Source organism: Microbulbifer maximicatervae (SeqCode) (assembly GCF_052467305.1).
Map to the genome: position 1 here is coordinate 619,876 of NZ_CP174306.1, position 13,341 is coordinate 633,216.

The following is a 13,341-nucleotide window of genomic DNA, read 5'->3' on the forward strand; positions in this document are numbered from 1 at the left end:
ATCGCAGTGCCAGCGGGCCGTAGTGATTTCGATCTGACCTGAGCGCGATTATAGCAGTGGATGGCCCGGCTACAGGATGTAGCCGGGCCATAAAAATACTAGCGGGTAAGTTTTAGCATAAAGTCGATAACACGAGTTGAGAGTTTGCCATAGGGAGGCCGCAGTAATTTTAATAGATCGATTGGGCCCTGATAGAAGATGGGGCGAAGTTTAGAGAAGGTCAAAAATCCTTCGTAGCCATGGTAGTGACCCATACCGCTTTCACCAACGCCGCCAAATGGAATATCGTGCTGGCCAACGTGCAGTACACAATTATTTACCGATACGCCCCCAGACATTACGTTGTTGATATATAAATCTTGTAAGGTTTTGTCGTGAGTGTAAGGGTAAATCGCCAGGGGTCTGGGGCGAGCATTAATATAATCAATAACTTCCTCTGGCTTGGAGTAAGTGATAATCGGCAATAGCGGGCCAAAAATCTCACGCTGCATTGCCAGCATCTCGCCGTCTACGTTGGTCAGGATATGCGGAGGGAATTTTCGCAGTTTATTGTCCCTATCCAATTTACCAGCACTTAAATCTATGGCATTAGCACCCTTAGCCTTGGCGTCATCCAGGGTTGCCCAGATTCGCTGGTAAGATGTATCGTCGATAATAGAAGTGTAATCCTGGCCATCTAAGTTGGGGTAGCGCTTCTGAACATAATGTTTTGCGTGCTCGATAAACTCTTCGAGATGCTCCTCCGGCAAGAAAAGATAATCCACGTTGACACAGATCTGCCCGGCGTTTACCAGCTTCCAGTAAATTAGTTGCTCGGCGGCTTTCTTAACCGGGTAATCCGGGCCAACAATTGCCGGTGATTTACCTCCAAGCTCCAGTGTGACTGGAGTCAGGTTTTCTGCGGCGGAGCGCATTACTGCACGACCGGTATTACTGGAGCCAGTAAAGATTAAGTGATCGAATTTAAGGCTGGAAAATACTGGGCCTATTTCATCGGCATCGGGAATAAAAACCAGCTTTTCTTCCGGGAAGTATTGTTCACAGACTTTACTGAGTAATTCTGCAAGGTGCTTAGAATTGGTGGACATCTTGACCATCGCCTGATTGCCTGCGGCGAAAATATTGGTCAGTGGTGAAAAGCTTAAGTTTATTGGGAAGTTCCACGGCACTATGACGCCAATTACCCCCAGAGGTTGTGGGACCACACGATTTTTAGAGAGAGGATAGGATTTAAAATCCGTATGGCGCCCTCTGGGTTTCATCCACTTCTTTAAACGCTTGATAGTCTCTTTAATGCCGGAGAGCGCTGGGTAGATATCGTAGAGCAGTATCTCTTCCCGGGCTCGATTGCCGTAGTCGTTACTGATCGCCTGGATAATGGGTTCCTGCTGTTCACGCAGGAGTTGGGCAAGGGTTTTAAGATCCTGCACACGTTGCTGATAGCTGGGAGCCGGGTCGGCCAGGTAGGCGCTGCGCTGTTTGTCCAGATAGTTTTGCAGTACCGCTTTGTCTGCATCCTGCCGGGTCAGGGTTTGTGTTGTCATTTTATTATCCTGTGGCGTTGATCTCAGAAAGACTAAACGAAATTGAATCGGAGTGATTGACCAATCCGGTAAATTCCTTTGATGATCGGATAACAAATTTTATCTGGGGTATGGCCAAGTTTGTTTTGCCATCGCAATTTATGGCGCGGATTACATCGCAATGTTCAAGCAGAATAGGTTAGGGCCGGCTTTGGCAGCCGGCCCTGGCAGGATAGCTCGGAATGAGGACGCTAATCCTTAATCGTTGTCCGGTTTTTCCGACAAAACTTCCGCAGAGTTGGGGTCTACGTGCAAGTCGTACTTCTGGTCACCCTTATAGGCTTCAATCTTCCACTTACCCTTGTCCAGATCGACCTCAACAATTGGGGTGTAGCCCTGCTGTTCCAATTTGGTCAATACGGTGGAAAGGGCCATAGCTCCGGGTGGGGGCTTTTCTTTGGCGAGTGCATAGGGTAGTGCTGTTGCGGCGATAAAGGCCAGCAACAACTTGCTGATAGGCTGCATGGTGCTATTACCTCGCTGTCTATTTGCTAAATCGCAGTATCCTATGAATCAAATCTTCCCTTAACCGAGCGATCGGTATTTCCAAACTGTAAAATAAAAACTGATGCGTCTGCGTTTGGTCTCCAGACACTTATAACGGGTTTTGTGGACTGCCCTCGGCAAGATGCTTCTGGATAGCCTCGCACCACTCCATTCCTCCGGGTTTGAGACCGTTGGTATTGGCTCCGCTGAGCCGGGTGATGGCTGTGAACCACTCCTCACTACCGGTAGTTGGCATGCCGGATGGGTATAGTTTCGCCATATCGCCATTTTGCTGGGCAAGCACTTGCTGTTGAACCCAGGCAAACCATTCCGGGGTGCATATAGCTGCAGCTTTCTTTTCCGCTTCCGCTCCATTGCCCGGTGGGGCAATGGGCTCCTTCATGGCGCTGGTAGCCGACTCATCTGCAGGAGGGGTTGCAGGTGACTTGGAGTCCTTCGGGCCCCCACAGCTGCAGAGGACAAAGATCAGTGCTATTAAAGGGCCAAAGCGGTACATAGGACCTCTATGGGTGGCGGTATCAAGCCTAAGCATAGGAGGAAATTGACGACTTTGCCTTATCGCCTTAGGTCATATGTATTTTTATTGACATTGCCATTAAATCAAATGAGAATGTTTCTCGTTTAATCCAAGGGTGATCTACGATAATGTCTACCAGAGCTCTATTTCAAAAAGTGCTGGCTGTAGCCGGCTTGTTGGGTGCTGTGGGTGCCAGTGCGGCCGAGCAGGTAAATATCTACTCCTACCGACAGCCTTTCCTTATAGAGCCGATCTTAAAGGAGTTCACCGAAAAAACCGGTATTGAGGCCAAAGTGGTCTACGCCAGCAAAGGCTTGAACGAGCGTTTGCAAAGGGAAGGGCGCAATAGCCCCGCTGACCTGGTCCTGACTTCCAATACCAGCAGCCTGATGGATCTGCTTAATAAGCAGCTGACCCAACCGGTAAGCAGTGAAATTCTGGAAGACAATATCCCATCACAATTTCGTGATAAGGCCGGCAACTGGTTCGGCCTGACCACCCGGGCGCGTTTGATCTACGCCTCCAAAGACCGCGTTAAGCCCGGTGAAATTACTCGCTACGAAGAGTTGGTAGACCCTAAGTGGAAGGGCCGAATCTGTACTCGTAGCGGCAAGCATCCCTACACCCTGTCCCTGATCGCCTCCATGATCGCCCATCACGGTGAAGCAGAAACCAAAGAGTGGCTGCAAGGTGTGAAAGCGAATCTGGCGCGTAAGCCCCAGGGTAATGACCGCGCTCAGGTTAAAGCGATTAGCGAAGGTGTCTGCGACCTTTCCCTGGGTAACAGCTACTACTTCGGTAAAATGATTACCAATAAGGAGCAGCCGGAGCAGGTGGATTGGGCCAAGTCTGTAAATCTGGTCTTCCCTAACCAGAAAGATCGCGGTACCCATATGTTTATTTCCGGTGCGGCGCTGACCAAGCATGCCCCCAACCGTGAAAATGCCGTTAAGCTGCTGGAATTCCTCAGCGGCGCCGATGCTCAATACTCTTACGCTGAGAAAAACTTTGAGTTCCCGGTACGCCCTGGCACTGCCCGCTCTGAGTTGATTAAGGAGTATATGGGTGAGTTTAAAGAAGACGATCTGAGTCTCACGGAGATCGGTTCCTACGTTCCAGCGGCTTCCCGTATGGTTGATGAAGTACGCTTTGACTTTTAGAATGGTTAACTGAATGGGAATTGCTGCCGAGTAAATTGACAGCACTATCTCAGCCTTATTCGAACGGCCCTGTCGAGAGACCAGGGCCGTTCTTTTATAATGAGCTTTTGATTCCTTAATCCATGCTAAACCGAGCAAACTTATCAGCTTCCCGCTGGCTGCTATTGGTAGCTACTATCTCCCTACTGGTAGCTCTGCCAGTGCTATCCATTTTTTGGTTGGCATTTTTCCCTGAAGAAAATATCTGGCCGCACCTGGTGGACACGGTGTTGTTTCACTATGTGTCCTCCACATTGATTCTGGCTGGCGGTGTCGGTTTGGTAACACTGATAACAGGCGTGGGCAGTGCCTGGCTGGTGAGCATGTGCCAGTTCCCCGGGCGTCGTTTGTTTGAGTGGGGGCTGTTATTGCCGTTTGCTGTTCCCGCCTATGTGATTGCCTACGTTTACACGGACTTGCTGGAATATGCGGGCCCTGTGCAAAAGTCCCTGCGCGCCTGGTTTGGCTGGCAGACAGCCAGGGATTACTGGTTCCCGGAGATCCGTAGCATGGGTGGGGCGATTGCCATGCTGTCACTGGTGCTCTTCCCTTATGTCTATATGCTCGCGCGAGCAGCCTTTATCGAGCAGTGCGGCAGTATACGTGCCGCGAGCCGGTCATTGGGCTGTACGCCTTGGCAGAGCTTCTTGCGCGTATCCCTGCCAATGGCACGCCCGGCAATTGCGGTGGGTTTATCACTGGTGTTGATGGAAACCCTGAATGATTTCGGCACCGTGGACTTCTTTGCCGTACGCACCTTGAGTGTCGGGATTTACGATACCTGGTTGAGCCACGGTAATTTAGGAGGCGCGGCACAAATTGCCTGTAGTACCCTGATTTTTGTTGTTCTGTTAATTACGCTGGAGCGAATGGGGCGGGCGAGACAAAAGCACTTTGTACAATCGCCAAATTCCCAGCGTGAACGCTATGTATTGTGCGGCTGGCGATCCGGTGTGGCCCTGTTGTTCTGCGGGTTACTGTTGGTGGCCGGTTTTATTATTCCCCTGCTGGTTCTGGGAAGTTACGCACTCAGTAATTTCTCCAGTTACTGGAGCGAAGATTTTATACAGATCGCCAGCAATAGCTTGTTGCTGTCAATCACAGCGGCACTGGTCTCTGTACTGCTGGGCTTGCTGCTGGCTTACGGTAAGCGACTGCAACCCAAAAGATCCGTACGGGTCTTGGTCGGCTTTTCCAAGCTGGGTTATGCAATGCCCGGGGCAGTACTGGCGATTGGTGTCCTGATTCCCCTGGCCGCTTTTGATAATGCGGTGGATGGTTTTTTACGTGAACACTTTGATATCTCCATAGGGCTGCTGTTAAGCGGCAGTATTTTCGCCATTATTTTTGCCTACACGGTGCGCTTCCTGGCAGTGTCCACAGGGGCCATAGAATCCAGCCTGGAGAAAGTAACCCCTTCAATGGATCGCGCTGCCCGCTCCCTGGGACGCAATAGCTGGCAAACCCTGTGGGCTGTACATCTACCTTTGGTGCGTACAGGTCTACTAACGGGTGGTTTGGTGGTCTTTGTGGACTGTATGAAAGAACTGCCGGCGACTTTGTTACTGCGCCCCTTTGGCTTTGACACCCTGGCGACTTATGTTTATCAGTTCGCTTCCGATGAGATGCTGGAGCGCTCGGCTCTAGGGGCTTTATTGATTGTCCTGGTGGGATTGATACCGGTGATTTTACTAAGCCGTTCCATTGGTTGGCGCAGAGGTGAGGAGCGCACAGCCGTGGCGGACTCAGAAGCGCCCGCCCTGTCCTGATAGCTTTTATCGGGCCTGGTCAAACACCAGAGCAGAGGAAAGGTGCAGGGGAAGTTTATCACCGGGAGCCGCTTGAACATCTGCATTCAAAGCGGCCTCGACAGTTTCCCCTGCGGCTAGCTGAAAGCGATAGCTCACCTGGTTGCCAAGAAAATTCTTTTCCACAACCTGAGCCATCACAGCACCGGGATGTTCGCCTGCGGCAATATCCTCACTGCGCACAAACAGTTCGAGCTGATCTCCACTTTCGTATGCGGCTGTCGGCACCTTCACTTCCCCTAGAGGGGTACTGATCAGGCCATTGCCCACAACAGTACCGGAAATGATATTCCCTTCACTAACAATCCTTGCAACTGCCAAGTTTCTAGGTGTTTGATAAGTGTCTTGAGGGCTGTCCCACTGCTGTAATTGTCCCTGGCTGAGTACTCCCAGCTTATCTCCGGCAATAAAAGCCTCATGGCGGTCGTGGGTAACAATAATTGCAGGGATCTTCTCTTCGCGCAGTATATGGCGGACTTCGGCGGCGAGACTGCGGCGCAACTCGGTATCCAGGTTGGAGAAGGGTTCATCCAGGAGTAACAGCTTGGGGCGCGGTGCCAGTGCCCGAGCCAGAGCGACACGCTGCTGCTGACCCCCAGAGAGCTGGTGTGGGTACTGTTGCCCGAAACCTTCCAAGCGCACTAACTTTAGCAAAGACTGGGTGCGGGATTGCCGCTTGCTTTTCGGCATTGACTGAATACCGAAGGCAATATTCTGTTCAACGGTAAGATGTGGGAAAAGGGCGTAGTCCTGAAATACCACCCCAATATTCCGTTGCTCTGCGGGAATCTGTTGCTCACGAGAGGAAATCACTTCTCCAGATAGCTGAATATTCCCCTCAGCGATTGGCTGGAAGCCGGCAATGGCATGTAGCAGAGTTGTCTTACCGCAGCCGCTAGGGCCCAACAAACAGGCAATTTCTCCCGCTTGTAAAGCAAAGGAGACCGATTCGATAACTACCTGCTCACCGTAGCGGCACTGCAGGTCTTCAATAGTGAGTATGGGATGCACGGGTTTTCCAATAGTTTGCATTCTCGACACTTCAAGCAATTTTCAGAGGCAAAGCTGAAGATGGGATCCATAAACAGATAACACAAAGCGTAGAGTCGCCAGAAACTAAATTTAATAGTGTGGTGAAGCAAGATATAATCAAATAAAGTTTTCGTAAATATATCTAGGGTTAACCAGAACTAACAGCCATTATACATATATTGAATATAACTTTGATAGCTCTTTATCTAAGGCAATACACCTTAAATGTGGTCTGATTTAGCGAAGCTATTACAGGCGGAAATCGAGTAATCTGATAAGCTGTTAGCGCCTGCCATTTGAGCAGTTAGGAAATAAATGTTCGTACCCGCACTTATTTTGATAGGTGATTACCTTGGCTTAAGATGAGGGGGAAGTTTTGAACACATTGATTTTTACATTGTTTTCTTATCGATTTCAGCGAGGATAAAGAGAGACAGTTCCAATTAATAATACTCTAAGTGCCGACCATTCGGCACTTAGAGATTTGAATGACCCTATTGATTTAGGTTTATTCCGGCATAGTACATAGAGTCTAAAAATGGGGTTATATCTACGCCATTAAGACTGACACTCATAGCTTCCAGTCCGACGTGAGCCAATTCAGTATTTGTACGATTGATCACGCTAACTACTACTTCTTTAAGAGCTTCTTTCATTAGTTTATCGACATTCGTAGAGTGTAAAACTCCCATTCCTTCATTTTCTCTGCTGACTTCATTGAATAACTCGTTTGCCAATATAACTCGGCCTTCTTTGTCAGACAGAGTCAAAACTATTGAAACATGTCTTCTGCTTGTTACTGTCACTAGTCCAGTTTCATTTTCAAACTCAAAATTTAATATTTTACCTTTTAAAGAATAGGAGGGAGAGGTTGACTCCTCACCTTTAAAGGCGTCAACACCCACCATTTTAAAATCTTTAATAAAAACATCTTGCAGTATCTGAGCAACTGGCTGGTACGCAACGCCTTCATACTTTAGGCCAAATTTCCAAGCGCCTTGCTTGCCTATAAAGCTCTTTGATTTTTCATCATTTTCATCAATCCAAGAGCGTGAATCCTCAAATTGATAAACAGCTAATCTTGTGCCAGAGATACCGTTGTGTTCTAGGTTAACACCTGGCTCGTATGTGGCTACCAGAGCTCTAGTACATCCGCCCAGCATAATAATTGCTAAAAAGATTGATGTGATTTTTAGTTTCATTTTAAACCCTCATAATATATTTTGTTTAATGTTATAACATTTATCTAGTGACTAACTTGACTTGCTTTAGGCCCCATCATTATTTTGTTGCACTTTTAAACTCTCCATGTTGGGGAGGGTATATGCAAAACTTGTACTTTGGTGATAGGTTTTAAAATGGCATAGCATTGCGGCAATAAGTTACAAATGATACGAGCTCGCGGATTCTAAAGACTTTCTCTTCAAACTTCCATATTTCCACATATTAAGAGTGAAAAATTCATGCCTCATAAGTCAAATAACAAATTGCTTAGATATTTTTTCTGTTGCTAAATATGATGGGCGTCTAGGAAGCTGGTCTATGGTCTATGGTCTATGGTCTATGGTCTTGTGCAAGCGTCCCACCTCCCTGCTAATATGATCAGTGCCGTGCTAGTTCAAAATGAGAGGGGTAGTTGAGTGCTGGAATTTGATGTGGCTTTACAATCTCCCTAAAGCTTTACTGCGCTATTAGCGATTTACATTAGAGTGATTGAAAAAAACTGTAATAAAGCATTGCTTTTTAGGATGAATGTCGCCGAAAGCAAAAGTGTGTGTTTGGTGCAGAGATGCCCGTCGCATAAGGTGGCCTTGCCCACAAAAAGTAGACACTTTAAGTATGCACATTTGCACTCTACTCTGCTGGACTTGCATAGCTTAATATAGAGCACTTACGAGCCCTAAGATAGAAAATCTCAATGTATACAAACATTTCGGATTTTGCTTACTTTTGGAATTGACTGGATAGCGAAGGCTATTTTCTGTTCAGAGATAAGGTGTGGGAAGAGGGCATAGTCCTGAAATACTATCCCAATTTTCCGCTGCTCTGCAGGAATCTGCACCCCGGGAGAAGAGATTACTTCCCCTGATTGCTGAATTTTACCCTCAGTAATTGACTGGAAGCCGGCAATGGCATGTAGCAGAGTTGTCTTACCGCAGCCGCTAGGGCCCAACAAACAGGCAATTTCTCCCGCTTGTAAAGCAAGGGAAAACGATTCGATAACTACCTGCTCACCGTAGCGGCATTGCAGGCCTTCTATAGAGAGTATAGGGAGCACGGGTCTTCCGGTAGTTTGGCCTGTAAACGATTAGGGCAGCTTTCGGGTTCATAGTTATCACTACACTAACCGGTAGCCAGTCCAGAGTGAAGTATACTTTTAGCTGTGCAGTAGTGTTGGATGTTTTTTAGGCGAGTGAATTATCTAAACACTCGCCATCAACCTCGTATACTAAGGTATCCATTCTCGTGGATATTGAAATCTCGCCTGTACCAGATTCACAGTGCTCAGCTGAATAGTAACGATATTTGATTTTAAGATAAGCCGGCCCAACTCCGATTATACCATCAGCCCCTGCATTTGGTGCATGTATCGGACTATGAGTGATCTCGAGAGAAGATAACAATACATTTCTTACATTGAATTTTTCAGGGAGGGATATCTTCACGGGTCGATTATCAATACTGAGGTCGATATAACTAACGGAATTATCATCTGGCGTGAGGGAAATTTGCAGCGAAAATTCTTTGAAGGGGCTAATTAAATTTCCGCTTATTCTTGTGTTTAGAATCTCGGCATAGAGATCTTGAGCTGTATACGCTATAGCAGGCGAAATGGCAAAAATTAATACAGGTAGGTACTTTATCAAGTGAACTGCCTAGCGCTTGCTAACAAAGATATGCACTAGTGCGTTGCTTTACTGCCAAGCATTTTTGTCACTCTTGGAACTTCCTCCCAGCAATCGCCGAAAAAGCCCGGAGAAAATATCTGCAACGATATCCTCTTTGTTGGTAATGTCTTTTTCTCTTAGGTTCTCGGCCTTTCTGTCTAGTTGTGTAGCCATAGAATAGTTATTGCGGACCCTAGCTTCCTCTGCTTGAGCTTCAAGTTCGTTAGCTTTCACGTTTCTTTCATATATGTTTGGGGTTGAGGCACACCCGGAAATAAATAAAACGGACAGTATAAAAAATAAACTCTTCATGTTCGGTAAAATAAATTCGAGTTTCATAAAATTATTACTGGTAGGTGTTGGCCTGTATAGGATTACCAGCAATATACCATAGTAGCGAGCTAAATGCTGGGCTCCATATAATTGCAGCCCTCAAGATGAGAACACCAGAACTCTACACTTTTGTTGTAAGACAATCTTATAGGGTTATCTAATTCTAGATGCCTAATCCAGGGTGCATATAGATACTTGTTAAGGTTTATCCCAAGCTGGGAGTAGGTCAAGGCCTGAGTAAAGAAGCCTAATATGTAAATAGTCAGTAACGTTAAGAATGAAATTACTATTTTTTTCATAGAATTGCACTGATCTTGTATTTAACGCTTAAAGTGTGCCGCATCATAACTTACACGCTATTTTCAACTACCGTTATGCTTAACCGAGGACAAATTTGGGTGTTAGATGCGCAATAGTGGGAGCACAGTATCCGTACATAAAATGTACAAATCTAGCTGTCAGTTTGCTGTGTAATGTTATACTTATCATGGGAAATTTTTTTGTAGCCACACTAAAATCTCAGCACTTAACTTTTCGGGGTTTTCTTCAGAAGGGAAATGGCCGCAATCCTTAAGTTCCACACTTTCTAATTTGTGTATGAATGACTCCATGTTAACGTTGAGACCTAGCTGATTAATGGGGTCTTCATTTGGCCACAGGTAAAGATATGGGAACTCAACCTCATAGGTTCCACCTTTCTCGCTGAGTTCGTGCCATGAAAGTTCCATAGCTCTATACCAGTTGATACTCCCATTGAACCCACTTTTTTGGAAGGTGCGAATATAGAATTCAAGCTCTTCATTACTTAGAAACGGTTCACCAGGGAGGGCTTCTTTTTTGAGGATCTTAGTTAAATCCATTTTTCTTTCAGCCGAGCTAGTTGGAAGGCTCCTTAAATATGAAGCATGAAAGAATTTACTCCGCATAAATGTTGTAAAGAATTTTTCAATATATTGATTCAGAAGTTCCTCGGAAATTAATGGTGTTTGCAAGAATTGATTGAAGGCCGCCTTATCTATTACTGGTACAAGTTCAGAGGGGAGTTCGTCCGCGTATCCTGGACGAAATGCATGTGGTGCACCAATATTGATAACTCCTAAACAGCGCTCCGGATACAAAAATGCCATTGACTGTACAATAAAACCACCCCAATCATGACCACAAAAAATAGCCTTATCTAAATCTAAATGATCTAACAGACCAACTAAATCATTACAGATTTTAGGTACGGTATAATCTTCAATATTGTTAGGATTTTGAGTAAGGCCATATCCGCGCAAATCTGGAGCAATTGCTCTATATCCATTTATCGAGAGAGTCTCAATTTGATGTCTCCAAGTAAAAGCCAGCTCTGGAAATCCATGACAAAATACTACAGGAACTCCTTCTCCCTTCTCATAGTACGCCAACTTAATTCCATTTACATTTACAAAATTCGGTGAGCTAAAGAACTTGAACGAACTTTGTGATTTGGCTAGTGCTGTAGTGAGCTTTGATTGCAGTAATGATGCTAGCCCAAGTGAAAGGCTAAGAAAACTCCTTCTTTTCATTATTATTTACTCTTTGTTCTTATGTTGTTGAAGGATAGCGCTTTGCTTGTATTTTATACATAGCTTTTAAAGTTATTCAAAGCCTTATGCGTGTAAATAGCTCAAATACTCCCTTAAAATATGTGAAATTCAATCATTTGTACTACTTGTTTCGCCGGGGATCGATTGAATGTTACGATGAACCTAGAATATTCGCTGATTTGGAAGATGTGTTGCTAGGATGATTTTTTGTCTTCCTAGCTAATATGTCTTTGAGCATATTTTTAATTGATAGTGTAAGAAGTACTCGGCGCTCTCGTAAAATTCATTGAAATAGTAATTTCGCGGTAGTGTTTGTGAATGATTCCCGGCGACCGGATCATAGAGTAAATTATTTGGTGGGATTTCCGGGAAAAGGTGATACTGAGTTTTTTTGGTGGAATTGTTGTTTAGTTTTCAATTTTATATAGCTGGAAAATCTGTCTCTACTAATTAAGGTCAACTTTTCCAACGGTGTTTTGAGTTGTACTTGACGATACCATAAATATTTGCACCGCTAGTTCTTGCCTCAAGTACGTAACCATTTCCATATAACCGATTAAAGGTGCTAAGGTAAACGAAATTGGGGAGGTCTATTTCATAACTAGGGCAAACTTCCGCTGAGTGTTGGTGGGCTAATTCAGGATAAGTACCTGAGATTTAGGTATATCAAAATCCATACATAACATAAAAAATGGTATTGATATTTAGGTAACTTATAGCTGATCATAATCCTCCAATTGTCGGCACGCTTGAGCCTGTCTTTTATTGTTGATCTATTTGTGCTTGGATAAAGGGAGCTCTCTGAGAAATCTTGGCTCACAAAATAACTGTGTTTGATTTCAAACCCATGGTTGCCCGAAATTAAAGTGCTCAATATCATCCTTAATGCTGAGGCCCTGTTTATCTTTTTCACTGTCGCTATGAAATTTGTTTTTTTATTTTTGCTTTATAATCATTTTTTAATAAAAAATAAATCCACAAGGTCGATATCGCAGCAAAGAAGCACCAGGTTGATACCCATGTTTCTCGCTGAGTGAAATAAACGATAACACCTAGTGTCATGACAAGTGCCCAAAATTTTATAAAAATTCGACTGCTCGATAATAAAAATAAAAATCCAAGTAAAGAATAGATAATATGTCCAGTTGTAATGGCGAATAAGCTGTAATCGGATGTGATATAGCATAAGCTATGGCCGCACACGCTCGTTTTTATTAAGTGTCTTGGTCCTGTTTCTAATAGGATGGGTATCCAAAGATATAAACCAAAAATAAAACCTATGATTGTTAATATAATAAAGAAAATTCTTTTCCATTTTTTTGTCTCAAGACTAAAGGCAACGATTGGTATCCAGACAAGCCAAAAAAATAGAGCAAAAAATAAGTAAAAAATAGAAGACGCTGCCGTCAGTGACACTAAATTTTCATTGTATCCAATCCATACTAGCCCTTCACTTGCTTGCTGTAACGCAAAAAGGAGGGGGGTAACTGCGAGTAATAAATAGGTTTTATCATTTTTCATAGCATGTGTTGTACACAAGGCACCACCGACAATAAGCAGAGCCGCTGATCCGAACGATGCCGTGGCTGAAAAACACATAATGATTTTCTCTATATGTAAGATATTCTAACTTAAGCCAAAGCCATATAATTTGATATGCAACATAACAATATCCTTAGCGTAGAAAATCAGTTGATTTTGCTATTTCGTACTAAGCTTATGAGTTAGTCTGTGATGACTAGGTCTACTTCAGCGTTTTCAATTCACCTTATGAGTTAAGTCTATAAAATTCGCAAAGATACATTTAGTTTGCCTTTGGATATTGATGCTTACAGAAGTAAAGCCTATTTCGATAGGGCGTAACAAGCCCAGTGTAATACTAATTGGATAGTTGCTGTTTTTT

General features: G+C 44.6%; 12 protein-coding genes. 2 read left to right on the forward strand and 10 right to left on the reverse strand.

Annotation, left to right across the window (positions count from 1 at the left end; all coding sequences use genetic code 11):
* Positions 1 to 98 precede the first annotated feature (98 nt).
* The 3 genes from ACJJI4_RS02740 to ACJJI4_RS02750 all read right to left on the reverse strand — a co-directional run bounded on the left by ACJJI4_RS02740 (position 99) and on the right by ACJJI4_RS02750 (position 2,586).
* Positions 99 to 1,544 carry a coniferyl aldehyde dehydrogenase gene (locus ACJJI4_RS02740; RefSeq protein ID WP_444926964.1) on the reverse strand — a complete coding sequence of 482 codons (1,446 nt, stop codon included), beginning with the start codon at positions 1,542 to 1,544 and terminating at the stop codon, positions 99 to 101.
* 237 nt (positions 1,545 to 1,781) lie between these two features.
* Positions 1,782 to 2,048 (reverse strand): PepSY domain-containing protein, encoded by a 267-nt coding sequence (locus ACJJI4_RS02745; RefSeq protein ID WP_282931601.1) that lies wholly within the window; start codon positions 2,046 to 2,048, stop codon positions 1,782 to 1,784.
* A gap of 130 nt (positions 2,049 to 2,178) precedes the next feature.
* Positions 2,179 to 2,586, reverse strand: a complete 408-nt coding sequence (locus tag ACJJI4_RS02750) for a hypothetical protein (protein ID WP_444926965.1) — start codon at positions 2,584 to 2,586, stop codon at positions 2,179 to 2,181.
* A 149-nt stretch (positions 2,587 to 2,735) separates the two neighbouring features.
* Here ACJJI4_RS02750 and ACJJI4_RS02755 point away from each other — a divergent pair, with 149 nt between their 5' ends.
* Positions 2,736 to 3,767 carry a Fe(3+) ABC transporter substrate-binding protein gene (locus ACJJI4_RS02755; RefSeq protein ID WP_282931603.1) on the forward strand — a complete coding sequence of 344 codons (1,032 nt, stop codon included), beginning with the start codon at positions 2,736 to 2,738 and terminating at the stop codon, positions 3,765 to 3,767.
* Positions 3,768 to 3,889: 122 nt separating this feature from the next.
* Positions 3,890 to 5,575, forward strand: a complete 1,686-nt coding sequence (locus tag ACJJI4_RS02760) for an ABC transporter permease (RefSeq protein ID WP_444926966.1) — start codon at positions 3,890 to 3,892, stop codon at positions 5,573 to 5,575.
* Positions 5,576 to 5,581: 6 nt separating this feature from the next.
* Here ACJJI4_RS02760 and ACJJI4_RS02765 read toward each other — a convergent pair whose 3' ends face one another.
* From ACJJI4_RS02765 to ACJJI4_RS02795, 7 genes are all read right to left on the reverse strand, one after another.
* Positions 5,582 to 6,646 (reverse strand): ABC transporter ATP-binding protein, encoded by a 1,065-nt coding sequence (locus tag ACJJI4_RS02765; protein WP_444926967.1) that lies wholly within the window; start codon positions 6,644 to 6,646, stop codon positions 5,582 to 5,584.
* A gap of 494 nt (positions 6,647 to 7,140) precedes the next feature.
* Positions 7,141 to 7,848, reverse strand: coding sequence for a hypothetical protein (locus ACJJI4_RS02770; RefSeq protein ID WP_444926968.1), 708 nt, complete (start codon positions 7,846 to 7,848; stop codon positions 7,141 to 7,143).
* A 713-nt stretch (positions 7,849 to 8,561) separates the two neighbouring features.
* Positions 8,562 to 8,924: an ATP-binding cassette domain-containing protein gene (locus tag ACJJI4_RS02775; protein ID WP_444926969.1), complete on the reverse strand. Its 363-nt coding sequence runs from the start codon at positions 8,922 to 8,924 to the stop codon at positions 8,562 to 8,564.
* 127 nt (positions 8,925 to 9,051) lie between these two features.
* The gene (locus tag ACJJI4_RS02780) at positions 9,052 to 9,513 is read right to left on the reverse strand and encodes a hypothetical protein (RefSeq protein WP_444926970.1); all 462 of its coding nucleotides are present in this window, start codon (positions 9,511 to 9,513) and stop codon (positions 9,052 to 9,054) included.
* A 48-nt stretch (positions 9,514 to 9,561) separates the two neighbouring features.
* Entirely contained in the window at positions 9,562 to 9,873 is a 312-nt protein-coding gene (locus tag ACJJI4_RS02785) for an outer membrane protein assembly factor BamD (RefSeq protein ID WP_444926971.1), read from the reverse strand.
* A 479-nt stretch (positions 9,874 to 10,352) separates the two neighbouring features.
* A complete protein-coding gene (locus ACJJI4_RS02790; RefSeq protein WP_444926972.1) occupies positions 10,353 to 11,417 on the reverse strand; it encodes an alpha/beta fold hydrolase in 1,065 nt (354 codons plus the stop codon).
* Between the two features lie 939 nt (positions 11,418 to 12,356).
* Entirely contained in the window at positions 12,357 to 13,037 is a 681-nt protein-coding gene (locus ACJJI4_RS02795; RefSeq protein ID WP_444926973.1) for a DUF6629 family protein, read from the reverse strand.
* Between the last annotated feature and the right edge of the window lie 304 nt (positions 13,038 to 13,341).

Coding starts and splice junctions, on each gene's coding strand:
- ACJJI4_RS02740 (WP_444926964.1), bottom strand. CDS start 1,544: ATGACAACACAAACCCTGACCCGGCAGGATGCAGACAAAGCGGTACTG.
- ACJJI4_RS02745 (WP_282931601.1), bottom strand. CDS start 2,048: ATGCAGCCTATCAGCAAGTTGTTGCTGGCCTTTATCGCCGCAACAGCA.
- ACJJI4_RS02750 (WP_444926965.1), bottom strand. CDS start 2,586: ATGTACCGCTTTGGCCCTTTAATAGCACTGATCTTTGTCCTCTGCAGC.
- ACJJI4_RS02755 (WP_282931603.1), top strand. CDS start 2,736: ATGTCTACCAGAGCTCTATTTCAAAAAGTGCTGGCTGTAGCCGGCTTG.
- ACJJI4_RS02760 (WP_444926966.1), top strand. CDS start 3,890: ATGCTAAACCGAGCAAACTTATCAGCTTCCCGCTGGCTGCTATTGGTA.
- ACJJI4_RS02765 (WP_444926967.1), bottom strand. CDS start 6,646: ATGCAAACTATTGGAAAACCCGTGCATCCCATACTCACTATTGAAGAC.
- ACJJI4_RS02770 (WP_444926968.1), bottom strand. CDS start 7,848: ATGAAACTAAAAATCACATCAATCTTTTTAGCAATTATTATGCTGGGC.
- ACJJI4_RS02785 (WP_444926971.1), bottom strand. CDS start 9,873: ATGAAACTCGAATTTATTTTACCGAACATGAAGAGTTTATTTTTTATA.
- ACJJI4_RS02790 (WP_444926972.1), bottom strand. CDS start 11,417: ATGAAAAGAAGGAGTTTTCTTAGCCTTTCACTTGGGCTAGCATCATTA.
- ACJJI4_RS02795 (WP_444926973.1), bottom strand. CDS start 13,037: ATGTGTTTTTCAGCCACGGCATCGTTCGGATCAGCGGCTCTGCTTATT.